13 protein-coding genes and 3 pseudogenes are annotated in these 18,435 nt (G+C 71.4%); 12 read left to right on the top strand and 4 right to left on the bottom strand.

Annotation, left to right across the window (positions count from 1 at the left end):
- The first annotated feature begins 264 nt into the window (after positions 1–264).
- The 4 genes from L6E17_RS06535 (at position 265) to serA (ending at position 5,669) form a co-directional block, all read left to right on the top strand.
- Positions 265–2,121 carry an acetolactate synthase large subunit gene (locus L6E17_RS06535; RefSeq protein ID WP_236239822.1) on the top strand — a complete coding sequence of 619 codons (1,857 nt, stop codon included), beginning with the start codon at positions 265–267 and terminating at the stop codon, positions 2,119–2,121.
- 21 nt (positions 2,122–2,142) lie between these two features.
- Positions 2,143–2,667, top strand: a complete 525-nt coding sequence (ilvN, locus tag L6E17_RS06530) for an acetolactate synthase small subunit (RefSeq protein WP_023586410.1) — start codon at positions 2,143–2,145, stop codon at positions 2,665–2,667.
- A 117-nt stretch (positions 2,668–2,784) separates the two neighbouring features.
- Positions 2,785–3,786, top strand: a complete 1,002-nt coding sequence (ilvC, locus tag L6E17_RS06525) for a ketol-acid reductoisomerase (RefSeq protein WP_236239821.1) — start codon at positions 2,785–2,787, stop codon at positions 3,784–3,786.
- A gap of 281 nt (positions 3,787–4,067) precedes the next feature.
- Positions 4,068–5,669, top strand: a complete 1,602-nt coding sequence (gene serA, locus L6E17_RS06520) for a phosphoglycerate dehydrogenase (RefSeq protein ID WP_236239820.1) — start codon at positions 4,068–4,070, stop codon at positions 5,667–5,669.
- Between the two features lie 556 nt (positions 5,670–6,225).
- Here the strand turns inward: serA and L6E17_RS06515 are convergent.
- The 3 genes and pseudogenes from L6E17_RS06515 to L6E17_RS06505 form a co-directional block, all read right to left on the bottom strand.
- Positions 6,226–7,068 (bottom strand): annotated as a pseudogene (locus tag L6E17_RS06515) (MFS transporter); the annotation flags it as partial.
- 274 nt (positions 7,069–7,342) lie between these two features.
- Entirely contained in the window at positions 7,343–8,668 is a 1,326-nt protein-coding gene (locus tag L6E17_RS06510) for a hypothetical protein (protein ID WP_236239819.1), read from the bottom strand.
- Positions 8,669–8,754: 86 nt separating this feature from the next.
- A pseudogene (locus tag L6E17_RS06505) lies at positions 8,755–8,930 on the bottom strand (pyridine nucleotide-disulfide oxidoreductase); the annotation flags it as partial.
- Between L6E17_RS06505 and L6E17_RS06500 the strand changes: the two are divergent.
- Positions 8,880–9,083 carry a hypothetical protein gene (locus L6E17_RS06500; RefSeq protein ID WP_236240434.1) on the top strand — a complete coding sequence of 68 codons (204 nt, stop codon included), beginning with the start codon at positions 8,880–8,882 and terminating at the stop codon, positions 9,081–9,083. The pseudogene L6E17_RS06505 and the gene L6E17_RS06500 sit on opposite strands and share 51 nt — an antisense overlap.
- Positions 9,084–9,271: 188 nt before the next feature.
- Here the strand turns inward: L6E17_RS06500 and L6E17_RS06495 are convergent, their stop codons facing one another.
- On the bottom strand, positions 9,272–10,435 hold the full coding sequence (locus tag L6E17_RS06495; RefSeq protein ID WP_236239818.1) for a CdaR family transcriptional regulator: 1,164 nt from the start codon (positions 10,433–10,435) through the stop codon (positions 9,272–9,274).
- Positions 10,436–10,646: 211 nt separating this feature from the next.
- Here L6E17_RS06495 and L6E17_RS06490 point away from each other — a divergent pair, with 211 nt between their 5' ends.
- The 7 genes and pseudogenes from L6E17_RS06490 to L6E17_RS06460 all read left to right on the top strand — a co-directional run bounded on the left by L6E17_RS06490 (position 10,647) and on the right by L6E17_RS06460 (position 18,250).
- Complete coding sequence (locus tag L6E17_RS06490; RefSeq protein WP_236239817.1) at positions 10,647–11,573, top strand: proline dehydrogenase family protein; 927 nt, start codon at positions 10,647–10,649, stop codon at positions 11,571–11,573.
- 136 nt (positions 11,574–11,709) lie between these two features.
- The gene (gene pruA, locus L6E17_RS06485; protein ID WP_236239816.1) at positions 11,710–13,341 is read left to right on the top strand and encodes an L-glutamate gamma-semialdehyde dehydrogenase; all 1,632 of its coding nucleotides are present in this window, start codon (positions 11,710–11,712) and stop codon (positions 13,339–13,341) included.
- Positions 13,342–13,513: 172 nt separating this feature from the next.
- Positions 13,514–14,568, top strand: a pseudogene (locus L6E17_RS06480) (S1 family peptidase).
- 244 nt (positions 14,569–14,812) lie between these two features.
- Entirely contained in the window at positions 14,813–15,361 is a 549-nt protein-coding gene (locus L6E17_RS06475; protein ID WP_236239815.1) for a GNAT family N-acetyltransferase, read from the top strand.
- A gap of 268 nt (positions 15,362–15,629) precedes the next feature.
- Positions 15,630–15,767, top strand: coding sequence for a hypothetical protein (locus L6E17_RS06470; RefSeq protein ID WP_236239814.1), 138 nt, complete (start codon positions 15,630–15,632; stop codon positions 15,765–15,767).
- Positions 15,768–15,844: 77 nt separating this feature from the next.
- Entirely contained in the window at positions 15,845–16,888 is a 1,044-nt protein-coding gene (locus tag L6E17_RS06465) for a 3-isopropylmalate dehydrogenase (RefSeq protein ID WP_236239813.1), read from the top strand.
- A 270-nt stretch (positions 16,889–17,158) separates the two neighbouring features.
- Complete coding sequence (locus tag L6E17_RS06460) at positions 17,159–18,250, top strand: branched-chain amino acid aminotransferase (protein ID WP_236239812.1); 1,092 nt, start codon at positions 17,159–17,161, stop codon at positions 18,248–18,250.
- The last annotated feature ends 185 nt before the right edge of the window (positions 18,251–18,435 follow it).

Raw genomic sequence — 18,435 nt, 5'->3', positions numbered from 1 at the left:
AGACGCGTGTCCCACCCACTTGACACTGACGGTGCGCCGGGTGGAGGGTCATTGCCATGCGCACCCGAATTCTCGTACTTGGAAAGCGCGTCGGCTGAGCAGGTCCCGACATGGCCCTGCGGACCCACACCGGCGCGCTCCCCTCGCTTGCCTCACGGCACGAGGGGTTTTTTGTTGCACCGGTGCCTCCGGGCAGACGCTGACAGACACCGCCAGACCCGCTGAAACTCTCGCCCAACCCTCAGCTTCGAGAAGAGAATGCCGATGACCGAGCAGGCCACCGGGGCCCACCACCCCCAGCCGCGGCCCCGCAGCGGCGGACCGCAGGCTTCCGCCACCGTTGAGCACGTCACGGGCGCCCAGTCCCTGATCCGCTCTCTTGAGGAAGTCGGCGCCGAGACGGTATTCGGCATTCCCGGCGGGGCCATCCTGCCCGCGTACGACCCGATGATGGACTCCACCCGGGTGCGCCACGTCCTCGTCCGCCACGAGCAGGGCGCCGGCCACGCCGCCACCGGCTACGCCCAGGCCACCGGCAAGGTCGGTGTCTGCATGGCCACCTCGGGCCCCGGCGCCACCAACCTGGTCACCCCCATCGCCGACGCCCACATGGACTCCGTCCCGCTCGTCGCGATCACCGGCCAGGTCTCCTCCAAGGCGATCGGCACCGACGCCTTCCAGGAGGCGGACATCTGCGGCATCACCATGCCGATCACCAAGCACAACTTCCTGGTCACCAACGCCGACGACATCCCCCGGACCATCGCCGAGGCGTTCCACATCGCCTCCACCGGCCGCCCCGGCCCGGTCCTGGTCGACATCTCCAAGGACGCCCTCCAGGCGAAGACCACCTTCAGCTGGCCGCCGCAGACCGACCTGCCCGGCTACCGCCCGGTCACCAAGCCGCACGCCAAGCAGATCCGCGAGGCCGCCCGGCTCATCACCGAGGCCAAGCGCCCCGTCCTGTACGTCGGCGGCGGCGTCATCAAGGCGGGCGCCACCGCCGAGCTGAAGGTCCTCGCCGAACTCACCGGCGCTCCCGTCACCACCACCCTGATGGCGCTCGGCGCCTTCCCCGACACGCACCCGCTGCACGTCGGCATGCCCGGCATGCACGGCGCCGTCACCGCCGTCACCGCCCTGCAGAAGGCCGATCTGATCGTCGCCCTCGGCGCCCGCTTCGACGACCGCGTCACCGGCAAGCTCGACAGCTTCGCGCCGTTCGCCAAGATCGTCCACGCCGACATCGACCCGGCCGAGATCGGCAAGAACCGCGCCGCGGACGTGCCGATCGTCGGGGACGCCCGCGAGGTCATCGCCGACCTGGTCCAGGCCGTCCAGGCCGAGCACACCGCCGGCAGCAAGGGCGACTACACCGCCTGGTGGAAGGACCTCAACCGCTGGCGCGAGACCTACCCCCTCGGCTACGACCAGCCCGCGAACGGCTCCCTCGCCCCGCAGCAGGTCATCCAGCGCATCGGGCAACTCGCCCCCGAGGGCACGATCTTCGCCGCGGGCGTCGGCCAGCACCAGATGTGGGCCGCCCACTACATCGACTACGACAAGCCGGCCACCTGGCTCAACTCCGGCGGCGCGGGCACCATGGGCTACGCCGTCCCGGCCGCCATGGGCGCCAAGGCGGGCATGCCCGACCGCACGGTCTGGGCCATCGACGGCGACGGCTGCTTCCAGATGACCAACCAGGAACTGGTCACCTGCGCCCTCAACAACATCCCCATCAAGGTCGCCATCATCAACAACGGCGCCCTCGGGATGGTCCGCCAGTGGCAGACCCTCTTCTACAACCAGCGCTACTCCAACACCGTGCTGCACTCGGGCCCCGAGGCCACGGGCAAGGAGCCGAGCGCCGGCACCCGCATCCCGGACTTCGTGAAGCTGTCCGAGGCCATGGGCTGCGTCGCGATGCGCTGCGAGAGCCCCGAGGACCTGGACAAGGTCATCGCGGAGGCCAATGCCATCAACGACCGCCCCGTGGTCATCGACTTCATCGTCCACGAGGACGCCATGGTGTGGCCGATGGTCGCCGCCGGCACCTCCAACGACGAGATCATGGCCGCCCGCGACGTCCGCCCCGACTTCGGCGACAGCGAAGAAGACTGAGAGAGAGCCGAGTTCCCGAACATGTCCAAGCACACGCTCTCCGTCCTGGTGGAGAACACCCCCGGCATCCTCGCCCGGATCGCCGCCCTGTTCTCCCGCCGCGGCTTCAACATCGACTCCCTCGCCGTCGGCGTCACCGAGCACCCCGACATCTCCCGGATCACCATCGTGGTCAATGTCGAGGACCTGCCGCTGGAGCAGGTGACCAAGCAGCTCAACAAGCTGGTCAACGTCCTGAAGATCGTCGAACTCGAGCCCAGCGCCGCGATCCAGCGCGAGCTCGTCCTGGTGAAGGTCCGCGCCGACAACGAGACCCGCTCCCAGATCGTCGAGATCGTCCAGCTGTTCCGCGCCAAGACCGTGGACGTCTCCCCGGAGGCCGTCACCATCGAGGCCACCGGATCGAGTGACAAGCTCGAAGCGATGCTGAAGATGCTGGAGCAGTTCGGCATCAAGGAGCTCGTCCAGTCGGGCACGATCGCCATAGGGCGCGGCGCCCGCTCCATCACGGACCGCTCCCTGCGGGCGCTCGACCGGTCGGCCTGAGCCGCCCCCGAGACCCCGGCCCGCGGCCCGCGTCCGCGTGGCGAGACCCGTCGACTTCCACCCTCATCCCCCGCGTACGGTGGGACGCACCACCAGAACATCCAAGGAGAAGACCCAGTGGCCGAGCTGTTCTACGACGACGACGCCGACCTGTCCATCATCCAGGGCCGCAAGGTCGCGGTGATCGGTTACGGCAGCCAGGGCCACGCCCACGCGCTGTCGCTGCGCGACTCCGGCGTCGACGTCCGCGTCGGTCTGCACGAGGGCTCCAAGTCCAAGGCCAAGGCCGAGGAGCAGGGCCTGCGCGTCGTGACCCCGGCCGAGGCCGCGGCCGAGGCCGACGTCATCATGATCCTCATCCCGGACCCGATCCAGGCCCAGGTCTACGAGGACTCCATCAAGGGCAACCTGAAGGACGGCGACGCGCTGTTCTTCGCCCACGGCTTCAACGTCCGCTTCGGCTTCATCAAGCCCCCGGCCGGCGTCGACGTCGCCCTCGTCGCCCCCAAGGGCCCCGGCCACCTGGTGCGCCGCCAGTACGAGGAGGGCCGCGGCGTCCCGGCGATCGCGGCCGTCGAGCAGGACGCCACCGGCAACGCGTTCGCGCTGGCCCTGTCGTACGCGAAGGCCATCGGCGGCACCCGCGCCGGCGTCATCAAGACGACCTTCACGGAGGAGACCGAGACCGACCTGTTCGGTGAGCAGGCCGTGCTGTGCGGCGGCACCGCCGCGCTGGTCAAGGCGGGCTTCGAGACCCTCGTCGAGGCGGGCTACCAGCCGGAGATCGCCTACTTCGAGTGCCTGCACGAGCTGAAGCTCATCGTCGACCTGATGTACGAGGGCGGCCTGGAGAAGATGCGCTGGTCGGTCTCCGAGACCGCCGAGTGGGGCGACTACGTCACCGGCCCCCGCATCATCACCGACGCCACCAAGGCCGAGATGAAGAAGGTCCTCGGCGAGATCCAGGACGGCACCTTCGCCAAGAACTGGATGGACGAGTACCACGGCGGCCTGAAGAAGTACAACGAGTACAAGACGCAGGACTCCGAGCACCTGCTGGAGACCACCGGCAAGCAGCTGCGCAAGCTGATGAGCTGGGTGGACAACGACGAGGCCTGAGCCTCGTGACGGCGGGGCCGGGCGCGATGCCCGGCCCCGCCGCGTCATGCGCGGCGAGGTGCCGCGCACCCCGTTCGCGGCTTGTCCACGGCGTCCAGCCACGTGCGGGTGACAGTGCCAACGAGGCGCAGAATCCCAGCCCCGCCACTACTAGACTGAGCGCGGCACTGCACACCCGTACGCGTCAGGCTCACAGCGTCGTGCGTCTTTCACGCGGCAAGCCCCTCCACCGCCTGCGGCCGTCGGGACGGCCGTCCGCACTGGACTTGTGAGGACCTTTCGTGAGCTCGCACCCTCAGAAAAAGCCGGTAGTTCTCATCGCCGAAGAGCTGTCGCCCGCCACCGTCGACGGGCTCGGCCCCGACTTCGAGATCCGGCACTGCAACGGCGCCGACCGCGCCGAGCTGCTTCCCGCCATCGCGGACGTCGACGCGATCCTGATCCGCTCCGCCACCAAGGTCGACGCCGAGGCCATCGCCGCCGCGCACCGGCTGAGGGTCGTCGCCCGCGCGGGCGTGGGCCTGGACAACGTCGACGTGTCCGCCGCCACGAAGGCCGGCGTGATGGTCGTCAACGCGCCGACGTCCAACATCGTGACCGCCGCCGAGCTCGCCTGCGGCCTCCTCGTCGCCACCGCCCGCAACATCCCGCAGGCCAACACCGCCCTCAAGAACGGCGAGTGGAAGCGCAGCAAGTACACGGGTGTCGAGCTCAGCGAGAAGACCCTCGGCGTCGTCGGCCTCGGCCGCATCGGCGTCCTCGTCGCGCAGCGCATGTCCGCCTTCGGCATGAAGGTCGTCGCCTACGACCCGTACGTGCAGCCGGCCCGCGCCGCGCAGATGGGCGTCAAGCTGCTGACGCTGGACGAGCTGCTGGAGGTCGCCGACTTCATCACCGTCCACCTCCCGAAGACCCCGGAGACCCTCGGCCTCATCGGCGACGAGGCCCTCCACAAGGTCAAGCCGACCGTCCGCATCGTCAACGCCGCACGCGGCGGCATCGTGGACGAGGAGGCGCTGTACTCGGCGCTGAAGGAGGGGCGCGTCGCGGGCGCCGGCCTGGACGTGTACGCGAAGGAGCCGTGCACCGACTCCCCGCTGTTCGAGCTCGACCAGGTCGTGTGCACCCCGCACCTGGGCGCCTCCACCGACGAGGCCCAGGAGAAGGCCGGCATCGCGGTGGCCCGCTCCGTCCGCCTCGCCCTGGCCGGCGAGCTGGTCCCGGACGCCGTCAACGTGCAGGGCGGCGTCATCGCCGAGGACGTCAAGCCGGGCCTGCCGCTCGCCGAGCGCCTCGGCCGGATCTTCACCGCCCTGGCCGGCGAGGTCGCGGTGCGGCTCGACGTCGAGGTGTACGGCGAGATCACCCAGCACGACGTGAAGGTGCTGGAGCTGTCCGCGCTGAAGGGCGTCTTCGAGGACGTCGTCGACGAGACCGTCTCGTACGTCAACGCCCCGCTGTTCGCGCAGGAGCGCGGTGTCGAGGTGCGGCTCACCACCAGCAGCGAGTCCCCCGACCACCGCAACGTCATCACCGTGCGCGGCACGCTCGGCGACGGCGAGGAGGTCGCCATCTCCGGCACGCTGGTCGGCCCCAAGCACATCCAGAAGATCGTCGCAGTGGGCGACTACGACGTGGACCTGGCGCTCGCCGACCACATGGTCGTGCTGCGCTACGAGGACCGCCCCGGCGTGGTCGGCACCGTCGGCCGCATCCTCGGCGAGGCCGGCCTCAACATCGCCGGCATGCAGGTGGCGCGTGCGGAGGAGGGCGGCGAGGCGCTGGCGGTGCTCACCGTCGACGACACCGTGCCGCAGTCGGTCCTGACCGAGCTCGCCACCGAGGTCGGCGCCACGTCCGCGCGCTCCGTCAACCTCGCCTGACGGCTCCACGCGTCCGGTGCCCCCACCCGCCCAGGCGGCTGGGGGCACCGCCGTTTCGGCGCGGGCGCGGGGGACGAGACGACCTCCCGCCCGGCCGGGCGGGAGGTCGCGGGCGTCGGGACGAGGGGCCGCCGGCGCCCGGGCGAGGCCGACCGGTCGCGCGGGTCCGTTCCGCCCCCGGGGGGCATCGCTGACCGCACGAGGAGCCGCCCCCCTCCACCGGCAGGTGGTCCGACCCCGCCAAGCGGCTACCGGCCACCGGGCGACGGGCCGTCCGGGACGTACGGCGGGGCCCGCTCCACTCCCCGAGGGGCCGCACGACCCCCCGTAGTCACTGGCGGTAGGGGGCCCTGGCTATGGGCCGCAAGAAGGATGGCACTGTTCCCCGCTGGAAGCTCGGGGATGGGGTGAGCTTCATTGGTCCTTACGATCACCGGTTACCCAAACCGGCGATCGTCGGCTATGTTGCGGCCGCTTTGCATGGATGCCTGCGCGAGATGTCCCGCCGAACCCCTTGGGTTCGGCTGTTGAAGGGGGCCGGCGCCGACTACCGACCGTATGAGTGGGTGTGTGCCGTACCCAGCGCGATGAGGATCGTTGTGCGGGCTGTGGCGGTGGTGCGGCGTGTGAGGGCGGCGTACAGGGTGCGGCCGAGTGCCTGTCCGGCGCCGCCGATACCGAGGGCCCAGGCGGCCTGGCTGGTGGTGTAGCCGCGTTCGAGGAGGAGTGGGACGAGGGCGACGACGGCGTACATCGCGCAGCCGGACAGGGTGAAGGCGGCGGCGAGCAGGAGGAACGGTCGGCTGCGCCCGACCCCGTCAGCGCCTCCGGTCGCATGTGCGGGGCTGGTTGGGCGTCGGGCCAGGGTGCGCGCAATGCGAGGGCATGAGCGGGGATGGTGACGGCGGCGAGGATGCCGGCGAGCACAAGGGAGGTGTGGCGCCAGGACAGGCGCTCGGCGAGGGCCGCGGTCAGAGGTGCGAAGACAGTGGAGGCGAGCCCGCCGGCGAGGTGACGACGGTCAGGGCGCGGACGTGGTCGGGTGCCCACCAACGGGTGAGGGCGGCGAACGCGGGTTGGTAGAAGATGGCGGCCATCGCGAGCCCGGCGAGCATCCAACCGGCGGCGAAGAGCGGGAGGTTCGGGGCCGCAGCCACGGTCAGCAGGCTGATGACGCCGAGTACAGACCCTGCGGTCATGACGGCGCGCGGGCCGCGCCGGTCGAGGATGCGCCCGACGCGGATTCCGGCGAGGGCGGAGACGACGAGACCGAGGGAGAACGCCGCGGTGGTCGCCCCGGCCGGCCAGCCGGTCGCGGCGTGATCTGCGGATCGAGGACGGGGAAGACGTAGTAGACGATGCCCCAGCTCACGATCTGCGTTGCGCAGAGGGCGGGCAGGGGCGCGCCCTGGCCACCTCGTCCGGCGCGGCGGTTCCGGACGCCCCGTCGTCTGGGCCGCCGCGGCCCGTCCCCACTGGCCGCACGGCTCCCGGCCGCCGCGCTGGCGCAGGCCGCCCCCGCCGGGCCGGCCGTGGCCGCGCCCCGGAGGCAGGGTGGACCTGCCAGGGGTGCGGGACGAGGATGGTGACGGCGGGGGCTGCGCACCCTGCAAGTGGTCCGTCGCCCGCATTGGGAGTGCGGTGCGGGGCTGGCGGCGCGGTGGGTGTGGGGGTCAGATTCCGCCGGTTCCGAAGACGCCGGTTCCGAAGGCGTCGAGGGGGCCGAACAGGCCGGTGAGGGCGGTCTCGGAGAGGTTGGTGCCGGGCTCGGGCTCGGTAGGGGTCCATTTCACGATGGACCAGGTCTGGCCCGGGCCGCCCTTGGGCCTGCCGACGAGGTATCCGCCGGCGTCGGTCCAGTAGGTCTGGCGGGAGGGAATCGTGTTGCTGTCCGAGGCGTAGATGTGGGTGCCGTCGTAGGTCCACCCATATGTGCTGTCCGGGCCTTGGCTGGCTCCGCAGCCGTAGAGGCGGGTGGTGGAGTCGGAGGCGATCACCGGTGGGACGATGCCTTCCTTGGCCGCAGCCTTGAGGTAGGTGTCCAGCGCGGCCATGATGCGCTTGTCCTCGTCGGTGCTGTAATTGAAGTTGGTGAAGCGCAAGAGGACCTCTGAGTCGTCGAGCCTGCGCACGGCGCACTTGCGGTGCCACTCGTTCAGGTCCTCCAGCGGGATGGCGGCCTGGGCGGCGGCGGCGCGGCGCTCCTTCACCTCGGGCAGCAGCTTCTCGGCGCGCTCACGGACCTGTTCGGCGCGCGGATCGCTCCGCAGGCGCTCGACCACTTCCTTCGTCGGCTGGTCGATCTCGCCCCTCAGCTGGGCAATCTCGCTCCGAAGCGCCTGCTGCTCTTCCGCAGGGAGGAAGCTCAGTACTTTCTCCCGCACCTCCTCGGGCATCTCGGCGAATTGGTGCCCCCTCTCCGAAATGGGGTCGGGGCGGCCGCCCATGCTTCGCAGTCGGTAGGCGCGCAGCAGGCTGAGGTCGTGGGCGCTGGGAGGGTTCTCCTCGGCGGCCCATGCCTCCGCCTCGGCCTCCGCGTACGCGCGGGCTCGTTCGTCCTGCTGGAACTCGTAGTTCTTGGCCATCCCGGCGCGCAGGCGGGCCTGGATGGCGGTCCACTCGGCGGGGATCAGCGGGGCGAGACGGCCGCGCAGGTCTGCGGGCATGTCGTTCAGCCGGCTCTCGAAGGCCCGCTGGGTGTTGAAGCGGTCCTTCATCTGGTCTGTCGACTTCGAGTCCATCCACACGCAGTAGTCGCCGATGTTCTGGTATTCGCCGACGGCATGGCTGACGATCTGCTGGGAGTTGTGCCGCCACACGGTGGCGGGGCTGTTGTCGGCCTGGCCCAGCTCCAGCCAGGGCTTTTCACTGACGGTCTGGAGGTACCTGGTGCCCAACCTGTGGTCGCTGACGTCGTGGGTGCGGCCCAGACGCACGCGCACGGCCCGGCCGGTCTCGTTGTTGACGATGGTGAACTTGCCCTCAGGGAACCTAGACATGACCACACTGTCTATCACCCAGCGCGTTCACACGACTACGTAACGTGCATTTCGCGCCAAGCTTGCATGGCCGCTGGCCTGCACCGGACACCGGTAGCGGTGAGCTGGGGGAACATCGGCTTGGCGCTCAGGAATCCGGCGTCGCGGGCCGTGCGGGCCGGGGGTACGGCGACGAAATCGCCGAGCGCGAGGCCACCCCGCCGGTGTCGCTGTGGCCGGCGTCGAGGGCGCGGCGGCGGGCAGTAGCCCCATCGACGAGGCCGGTACCTACGAGGTCGCGCTCAGCTCCACCAACAGCCGCAAAACCGGCGGCTACTGGTATGGCACGCAGCACATGGCACGCACCGCCCCCGAGAACTACTGGACCGATATCGACCTGGCAAAGTCCCGGGCCGCCATCACTGTCACCGACTGACCCGCCACCCCTTACCGGGTCTGGTCCCCACAGCTACTCATGCTGTGGGGGCCAGGAGTCTGCGATACCCCGACCCGCCAGCGAATCCATTTACTGCCTGTAACCGCTGCCCATGATCACGCGGAAATGCTCGATCGGTACTCATGATCACGCGGAAGTGCTCGCGGAACTGCGGAACCCAGACGAGGTCAGAGCCGGCGCGCCTTCAGTGCCATGTGCAGCAGCAGCCGGTCCTCGCCGGAGTCCAGGTCCAGCCCGGTGAGCTGCTCCACACGGGACAGCCGGTAGTAGAGCGTCTGGCGGTGGATGCCGAGGGCCGTGGCCGTGCGGCCGGCCTGGCCCGCGCAGTCGAGGAACACCTCCGCCGTCCGGGCCAGTTCCGCGTGGTGCGCGGCGAGCAGGGGGCGCACCGCCGGGTCCGCGGCCGCAGCGCCTCCTTCCGCCGTGCCCGGCAGTGCCGCGAGGAGCCGGTACGGGCCGATCCCCGACCAGGTGGCGACGGGCCCCAGCGGCGGTTCCGCCAGGGCCGCGCGGGCGGCGCCCACCGCCTCCCGCCACGCGGAGGGCAGCTCCGCCAGTCCCCGCCGCGGCTCGCCCACGCCCGCGGTCGTGCCCGGCCCCGCCACCCCCTGCAGCCGGGCGCCCGCGGCGAGCGCCGGGGACAGCGCCTCGGCCGAGCGGAGCCGTACGAGCGCGCCGAGCGCGCCGACCGCGCGGCCGTCCGGGGTCCGCCACGGCACCGTGCACAGGGCGGCTGCACCGGGGACCGTACGGGCGGACGGGGCGTCGGCTTCCGGCCAGGGGGCCACGCACACCAGGGCGTGCAGGCCCTCCGCGCCCGGGCCCAGCGCCGTGCGCAGCGCGGCCAGCGCCGACTCCCGGCGGCCGTCGTCCGCCGCCAGCACGGCCCGCAGCTCCCGCGACAGGTCGGTGCCCGCCTGCTTCTCCTCGGCCAGCAGCGCACCGATCCGCGACGCCACGTCCATGGCCGCGGCCAGCCGCTCGGGGGGCGGTCCTGGCTCGGCGTCCAGCAGCCACACGTAGCCGAGGACGACGCCGCGGTGCCGCACCGGCAGGCAGAGGCGGTCCCGGTACACCCCCGCCTCCGGGGAGGCGGGGATCCGCACCGGCCCGGTGGCCCGTGCGATGCCGAAGCCCTCGAACCAGCTGCGCACCGCGGGGGTGGACCGGCGGGTGAGGATCGAGCGGGCGCGGACCGGGTCCACCTCGGTGGCGTCCTCGCTGTCGTGCGCCCCGAAGGCGATCAGCCCGAAGTCCCGGTCCTCCAGGGTCGCCGGGGCGCCCAGCAGCACCGAGATCTCGTCGACCAGTTCCTGGTAGTCGCCCTGCACCAGGACAGTGTCCCATGGGCTTCAGACAGATGTATGAGATCTGCGGCACGGACCCGTGACACGTGTCGATGGCCGACGCCCGGGTCGATCCTTAGGTTTCACGGTGGTTCCCCGTGCCGTTTCCGACAGGTCGCCGCCTGGTCGGTATCCGGCCACCCGTACCGCTTGTTCCGTTCCCGATAGCTCCGACCCCTGTTCGTGGAGGTGCCCCGTGCTGGGTCCCGTGATCCTCGCCGCGTCGCGCAGCGACAAGATGCGCCGTCTCGTGTCCGCGGCGCCGGTGACCAAGCCGGTCGTCGACCGGTTCATCCCCGGTGAGACGGTCGACCAGGTCATCCCCATCGTCCGGGAGCTGACCGGGAAGGGGCTGGAGGTCACGCTCGACGTCGTCGGCGAGGACATCACGACCCCCGAGCAGGCCACGGCCGCGCGCGACGCCTACCTGCGGCTCGTCGAGCGCCTCGCACCCCTCGGTCTGGGCACCGGCGCGGAGATGTCCGTCAAGCTGTCGATGTTCGGCCAGTCGCTCGACGGCGGGCACGAGCTGGCCCTCGCCAACGTCCGGCCGGTCGTCGAGGCGGCCGCCGAGATCGGCACGACGGTCACCCTGGACGCCGAGGACCACACCACCCTCGACTCGATGTTCGCCATCCACGAGGAGCTGCGGAAGGACTTCCCGCAGACCGGCTGCGTGATCCAGGCATACCTGTTCCGCACCGAGGACGACGCCCGGCGCCTCGCCGCGAACGGCAGCCGCGTGCGGCTGGTGAAGGGTGCCTACAAGGAGCCAGCCTCCGTCGCCTACCAGGACAAGGCCGAGATCGACAAGGCCTACGTCCGCATCCTCAAGATCCTGATGGCGGGCGAGGGCTACCCGATGATCGGCTCGCACGACCCGCGACTCATCGCCGTCACCCAGGAGCTCGCGCGCCGCCACGGGCGCAAACTGGACGAGTACGAGTTCCAGATGCTGTACGGCATCCGCAGCGAGGAGCACGTCCGGCTGGCCGCCGAGGGCCATCGGATGCGCGTCTACACGGCGTACGGGACCGACTGGTACGGGTACTTCATGAGGCGCCTCGCGGAGAAGCCGGCGAACCTGCTGTTCTTCGTACGGTCGATGATCACCAAGAACTGAAAACCCGGGGAAACCCGGAAACCCCGGAACACCCCCCGGCCACCCGGACCCGTCCGGGAGCCCCCGGAAACCCTTTCCCGACACCCCGGAACCCCCAGGGCAGAGCCCCACCTCACCAGAAGGAGCAACGGAACTCATGGACGCTGTGACCCAGGTCCCCGCCCCGGTCAACGAGCCGGTGCACGGCTACGCCCCCGGTTCCGCGGAGCGCACCCGCCTGGAGGCCAAGCTGAAGGAGCTGGCCGAGAACCCCGTCGACCTCCCGATGACCATCAACGGCGTCAAGCGCATGGGCGGCGGCGAGCGGGTGGACGTCGTGCAGCCGCACAACCACCGGTCCGTCCTCGGCACCTTCGCCGGCGCCACCCGCGAGGACGCCCAGGACGCGATCGACGCCGCCCTGGCCGCCGCGCCGGGCTGGCGCGCCATGTCCTTCGACGACCGCGCCGCGATCTTCCTGCGCGCCGCCGACCTGCTGGCCGGCCCGTGGCGCGAGACGCTGGCCGCCTCCACCATGCTCGGCCAGTCCAAGACGGCCCAGCAGGCCGAGATCGACACGCCCTGCGAGCTCGTCGACTTCTGGCGCTTCAACGTGTCGTACGCCCGCGACCTGCTCGCCGAGCAGCCGCCGGCGAACTCGCCGGGCGTCTGGAACCGCCTGGACCACCGCCCGCTGGAGGGCTTCGTCTACGCGATCACGCCGTTCAACTTCACGGCCATCGCCGGCAACCTGCCGACCGCCCCCGCCCTCATGGGCAACGTGGTCGTCTGGAAGCCGTCCCCGACGCAGACCCACGCCGCCGTGCTGCTCATGGAGCTGCTGGAGGAGGCCGGCCTGCCCAAGGGCGTCATCAACCTGGTGACCGGCGACGGCATCGCCGTCTCCGAGGTGGCGCTGGAGCACCCGATGCTCGCGGGCATCCACTTCACCGGTTCGACGAGGACCTTCCAGCACCTGTGGAAGACCGTCGGCAACAACATCGAGAAGTACCGCTCCTACCCGCGCATCGTCGGCGAGACCGGCGGCAAGGACTTCGTCGTCGCGCACCCGAGCGCCGACCGCGCCGTCCTGAAGACCGCGCTGACCCGCGGCGCCTTCGAGTTCCAGGGCCAGAAGTGCTCCGCCACCTCGCGCGCGTACATCCCGGCCTCCCTGTGGAACTCCGGCTTCAAGGAGGAGTTCGCGGCCGAGGTCGACGGCATCGCGATGGGCGACGTCACCGACCTGTCGAACTTCATCGGCGCCGTCATCGACGAGCGCGCCTTCGCCAAGAACAAGGCCGCGATCGACCGCGCCAAGCAGGACCCGACCTGCACGATCGTCGCCGGCGGCACGTACGACGACTCGGTCGGCTACTTCGTCCGGCCCACGGTCATCGAGTGCACCGACCCCGAGAACGAGGTCTTCCGGGACGAGTACTTCGGCCCGATCCTCGCGGTGCACGTGTACGAGGACGACCGGTACGAGGCCATGCTGGAGCAGATGGAGTCGGTGTCGGCATACGCCCTGACCGGCTCGGTCATCGCCAAGGACCGCGCGGCCGTCGCGTACACGATGGACAAGCTGCGCTACGCCGCCGGCAACTTCTACATCAACGACAAGTCGACCGGCGCCGTCGTCGGCCAGCAGCCCTTCGGCGGCGGCCGCGCCTCGGGCACCAACGACAAGGCCGGCGCGCCGCAGAACCTGATGCGCTGGACGCTGACCCGCGCCATCAAGGAGACGCTGGTCCCGCCGACCGAGTACGGCTACCCGCACATGGGCTGACACCTCCCGCCCTCCCGTAGACCCCGCCCCCCTCCGGCGCCCCCACGCCGGACGGGGGCGGTTCTCATGAACGGCTCGATCCCGCCCTTGCTGTTTGTCGCGTACGCGTCAGACTTCTCCGTCGGTACCTCCCCATCCCCGCTCCTCCCCCCACCGACGAAGGAGTCCCGGCATGAGACGCACCACCCGTGCGCGCATCGCTACCTCCGTCCTGCTCGTCGCCGCCTCCCTCGGCCTCGGCGCCACCCCCGCCGGAGCCGCGGACGAGACCGGCGGCGCCGCCCCGGCCCGCCTCCACGCCCTCGACTCCGCCGTCGAGCGGGCGCTCGGCGACGAGAGCGCCGGCACCTACGTCGACGCCGAGACCGGCGCGCTCGTCGTCACCGTCACCACCGAGGCCGCGGCCGCCAAGGCCCGCGCGGCGGCGCCGTGCCCCGGCGCGTCCAGCGCAGTGCCGCGCAACTGGACGCCGCCATGGCCGCGCTGGAGGCCCGCGCCAAGATCACCGGCACCTCTTGGGGCCTGGACCCGCGCACCAACCAGATCGCCGTGGAGGCCGACTCCTCCGTGTCGGCCAGGGACATGGCGCGGCTCCGCAAGGTCGCCGCCTCCCTCGACGGAGCCGTCCGCGTCACGCGTGTGCCGGGCGAGTTCCGCCGCGAGGTCGCCGGCGGCGACGCCATCTACGGCGGCGGCTCCCGATGCTCGGCCGCCTTCAACGTCACCAAGAACGGCACCCGGTACTTCCTGACGGCCGGGCACTGCACGAACATCTCCTCAAGCTGGTCCGCCACCTCCGGCGGCGCGCAGATCGGCGTGCGCGAGGGCAGCAGCTTCCCGACCAACGACTACGGCATCGTCCGCTACACCACGACGACCAACACCGGGGGCCGGGTCAACCTCTACAACGGCAGCTACCAGGACATCGCCTCCGCCGCCGACGCCGTCGTCGGCCAGTCCCTCCGCAAGAGCGGCTCCACCACCAAGGTGACCAGCGGCACGGTCACCGCCGTGAACGTCACGGTCAACTACAGCAGCGGACCCGTCTACGGCATGGTCCGCACCACCGCCTGCTCGGCCGGCGGGGACAGCGGGGGAGCCCACTTCGCGGGCAGCGTCGCCCTCGGCATCCACTCCGGCAGCTCCGGCTGCACCGGCACCAACGGCTCCGCCATCCACCAGCCGGTCCGCGAGGCCCTCGCCGCGTACGGCGTGGCCGTGTACTGATCCGCGGGCGGTCGCCCCGGCACGGGGGAGGCGCACGCCCCGCCGCGCCGGGGGGCCGCGGCGGCGGTGGATCGGGATCCCCCGCCGCGGCGGCCGTCGTCGGTATACGGACGTGCGACCGCCGACCGCCGACCGCATGCGGACTTCCGTCCGCCGAGCCCATGCGTCTCCGTCCGCCGTCCGCCATCCGTCCGCGCCGGAATAGGGCGGCGGCGGTCGGGCCCGCGGTGCGACAGTGGGCGGTATGAGCGACCGTCTGCGCACCGCCCACACCTACGAGTTGCAGCCCGCCATACTCGACGAGTTCCGAGCCCTCCTCGACGGCGCCTTCCACGGCGACTTCGGCGACGCGGACTGGGAGCACGGGCTCGGCGGCGTCCACGCGTACATCGAGGACGCCGAAGGGCGGATCGCCGCCCACGGCAGTGTCGTCATGCGCCGCGTCGTGCACGCGGGACGCGCCCACCGCGTCGGCTACGTCGAGGCGGTGGGCGTACGGGCCGACCGCCGCAGGCAGGGCCTCGGGGGCCGGGTCATGGCGGCGCTGGAGGAGGTCGTCGACGGGGCGTACGACTTCGGGGCCCTCTCCGCGTCCGACGACGGCGTGCCGCTCTACCGCGCGCACGGCTGGCAGCTGTGGAACGGCGCCATCGGCGCGTACGGCCCGCAGGGCGTGGTCCCGCTCCCCGACGAGGAGGACAGCACCTACCTCCGCCCCGGCGCCGGGCGCCCGCTGCCCGCGCCCGAGGCGGGGCCGCTGCTCTTCGACTGGCGCGACGGCGACCTGCTCTGAACGGTGGCGGGGCAGGGGCCCGGGGGCCCGTCGGGCGGTCCCGGGCGGCTGCCCGTCTCAGATAGTAGGAAGTCCGAGTAATTGTGGAGACAGAGGCGTCCGGCTCGCTTAGCTTTGTAGGAGCCGAACGTCTCGCTCCATCAGCGAACGGCGGTCGAGCGCGCGACGCCCCCGGCAGGTCACCCCTGCGGCAGCGCCTCCCGCCCCTTCCGGCGCCTTCACCCCCGCCCTCTCCCGAGGGGCCCTCATCTGAAGGAGTCGATCCGCCATGTCCGTCGCCACCGCCCCCCGCCCCGCCCGCGTCCGCCGCGCCGCACGCCTCACCGACGCCGAGCGGAGGAACGCCGCGGCAGCGCTGCAGCGCGCCCTCGACCGCCGCGACAACGGCGGCTCCACCGGCCACTGAGCGCCGGCCCCCTCGTCCGTTCGTCCATATGGCGGACGGTCGATGTCAGGCAATGGGACGAAGAGTAGGGTGCCGCCATGTCTCGCAGCATCAATCTCGCAGTGATCCCCGGTGACGGCATCGGCCAGGAGGTCGTGGCCCAGGGACTCAAGGTCCTCCGCGCCGTCCTTCCGCAGGATGTGAAGCTGGAGACCAAGGAGTACGACCTCGGCGCCCAGCGCTGGCACCGCACCGGGGAGACCCTCCCCGACGCGGAGCTGGAGGCCCTCAAGGGCCACGACGCCATCCTGCTCGGCGCGATCGGCGACCCGTCCGTGCCGTCCGGCGTCCTGGAGCGCGGACTGCTCCTCAAACTGCGCTTCGCGTTCGACCACTACGTCAACCTGCGGCCGTCGAAGCTGTTCCCGAACACCGCGACCCCGCTCGCCGGGCGGCCCGACATCGACTTCGTCGTGGTCCGCGAGGGCACCGAGGGCCCGTACACCGGCAACGGCGGCTCCCTGCGCACCGGCACCCCCGCCGAGGTCGCCACCGAGGTCAGCGTCAACACCGCCTACGGCGTCGAGCGCGTCGTCCGGGACGCGTACGCGCGCGCCGACGCCCGGCCGCGCAAGAAGCTGACCCTGGTCCACAAGAACAACGTGCTCGTCTACGCCGGCCACATGTGGAAGAAGATCTTCGACAAGGTCGGCGAGGAGTACCCCGAGGTCACCACCGACTACCTGCACGTCGACGCCGCGACGATCTTCTTCGTCACCCAGCCGGAGCGGTTCGACGTCATCGTCACCGACAACCTCTTCGGCGACATCCTCACCGACCTCGCCGCGGCCGTGACCGGCGGCATCGGCCTGGCCGCCTCCGGCAACATCAACCCGACGGGCGCCTTCCCGTCCATGTTCGAGCCCGTGCACGGCTCCGCGCCCGACATCGCGGGCACCGGCAAGGCCGACCCCACCGCCACGATCCTGTCCGTGGCCCTGCTCCTGCGCCACCTCGGGTACGACGCCGAGGCCGCCCGCATCGAGGACGCGGTCGCCGCCGACCTCACCGAGCGCACCGGCGCCGCTCCCCGTACGACGGACGAGATCGGCGACGCGCTCGCGGTACGCGTAGCGAGCTGACCCGCCGACTGGAGACCGCTGGACACCACCAGACACACAGCCGCCGGGTCGCATCCCCGCACCCGGCGGCTTCTCCTGTGCGGCCGCGGGTGCCACCATCGAACCAGGATCGCGGTCACACCTGTTTCGCCGTCCCGGCCCCCCGAGCGATAATCGAACGCGGGGCCGCGGCATGCGGTGATACTCGGACGTCCTAGCAGCACTGCCGACAGGCTGCCGGGGCGCCGTGAGCGCGGTCCGTCACACACAACCGGTGAAGGACAAGCACTCATGACGACGCTCACGACGATCGAGCTCAAGCCCTCCGCGCACCCGCTGCCGGCCGCCGAGCGGGAGGCGATCCTGGCCAACCCCGGCTTCGGCCGCCACTTCACCGACCACATGGTGGTCATCAAGTGGACCGAAGGCCGCGGCTGGCACGACGCCGAGCTCGTCCCGTACGCGCCGCTGTCCATCGACCCGGCGAACATGACCCTGCACTACGCGCAGGAGATCTTCGAGGGGCTCAAGGCGTACCGCCGCCCCGACGGCTCGGTCTCCCTCTTCCGCCCCGAGGCCAACGCCGAGCGGTTCCAGCGCTCCGCCCGCCGCCTGGCCATGCCGGAGCTCCCGGTCGAGACCTTCGTCGCCGCCTGCGCCGCCCTCGTCAAGCAGGACGCGGCCTGGGTCCCGCCGCACGGCGGCGAGGAGTCCCTCTACCTGCGCCCCTTCATGATCGCCAACGAGGTCGGCCTCGGCGTCCGCCCCGCCAACGAGTACCTCTTCATCGTGATCGCCTCCCCGGCCGGCGCGTACTTCCCGGGCGGCGTCAAGCCGGTCTCCGTCTGGCTGTCCGAGAACTACGTCCGCGCCGTCCCCGGCGGCATGGGCTTCGCCAAGACCGGCGGCAACTACGCCGCGTCGCTGCTCGCCCAGGCCGAGGCCGCCGGGAAGGGCTGCGACCAGGTCGTCTGGCTCGACGCCCTGGAGCACAAGTGGGTCGAGGAGATGGGCGGCATGAACCTGTACTTCGTGTACGGGGACAGGATCGTCACCCCCGAGCTCACCGGCTCCCTGCTCGCCGGCATCACCCGCGACTCCCTCCTCCAGGTCGCCCGCGACCTCGGCTTCTCCTCCGAGGAGGGACGCATCTCCACCGAGCAGTGGCGCCGCGACACCGAGAACGGCACGCTCACCGAGGTCTTCGCCTGCGGCACCGCCGCGGTCATCACCCCCGTCGGCACGGTCAAGTCCGCCGGCGGCGAGTGGACGCAGGGTGACGGCACGCCGGGCGAGGTCACGCTGAAGCTGCGCAAGGCGCTGCTGGACATCCAGACCGGCGCCGCGGAGGACGCCCACGGCTGGACCCGTCCGGTCGCCTGACCCCCGCAACGCCCGGCAGGGCCCGGCTCGACGCGGAGGCTCCCCCTGGGGCGCCTCCAGCGCGGGCCGGGCCCTTCTGCTGTACGCCTGCGGCGGGTGGTGCGGGTGGTGCGGGCGATCCTGTGGAGTGGGGATGACCGCCGTCGGCCTGCGGTCGGCGGCACCTGTGATGCCCGCCGTAGGCT

It is taken from the genome of Streptomyces sp. CC228A, from assembly GCF_021390935.1.
Lineage (GTDB): Bacteria > Actinomycetota > Actinomycetes > Streptomycetales > Streptomycetaceae > Streptomyces.
Note: the sequence above shows the minus strand (reverse complement) of the source record. Positions and strands in the feature narration are given on the sequence as shown.

Bases quoted from the DNA above. Each gene is read 5' to 3' on its own strand.
- L6E17_RS06535 (WP_236239822.1), top strand. From the start codon at position 265: ATGACCGAGCAGGCCACCGGGGCCCACCACCCCCAGCCGCGGCCCCGC.
- ilvN (WP_023586410.1), top strand. From the start codon at position 2,143: ATGTCCAAGCACACGCTCTCCGTCCTGGTGGAGAACACCCCCGGCATC.
- L6E17_RS06510 (WP_236239819.1), bottom strand. From the start codon at position 8,668: ATGTCTAGGTTCCCTGAGGGCAAGTTCACCATCGTCAACAACGAGACC.
- pruA (WP_236239816.1), top strand. From the start codon at position 11,710: ATGGACGCTGTGACCCAGGTCCCCGCCCCGGTCAACGAGCCGGTGCAC.
- L6E17_RS06475 (WP_236239815.1), top strand. From the start codon at position 14,813: ATGAGCGACCGTCTGCGCACCGCCCACACCTACGAGTTGCAGCCCGCC.
- L6E17_RS06470 (WP_236239814.1), top strand. From the start codon at position 15,630: ATGTCCGTCGCCACCGCCCCCCGCCCCGCCCGCGTCCGCCGCGCCGCA.
- L6E17_RS06465 (WP_236239813.1), top strand. From the start codon at position 15,845: ATGTCTCGCAGCATCAATCTCGCAGTGATCCCCGGTGACGGCATCGGC.
- L6E17_RS06460 (WP_236239812.1), top strand. From the start codon at position 17,159: ATGACGACGCTCACGACGATCGAGCTCAAGCCCTCCGCGCACCCGCTG.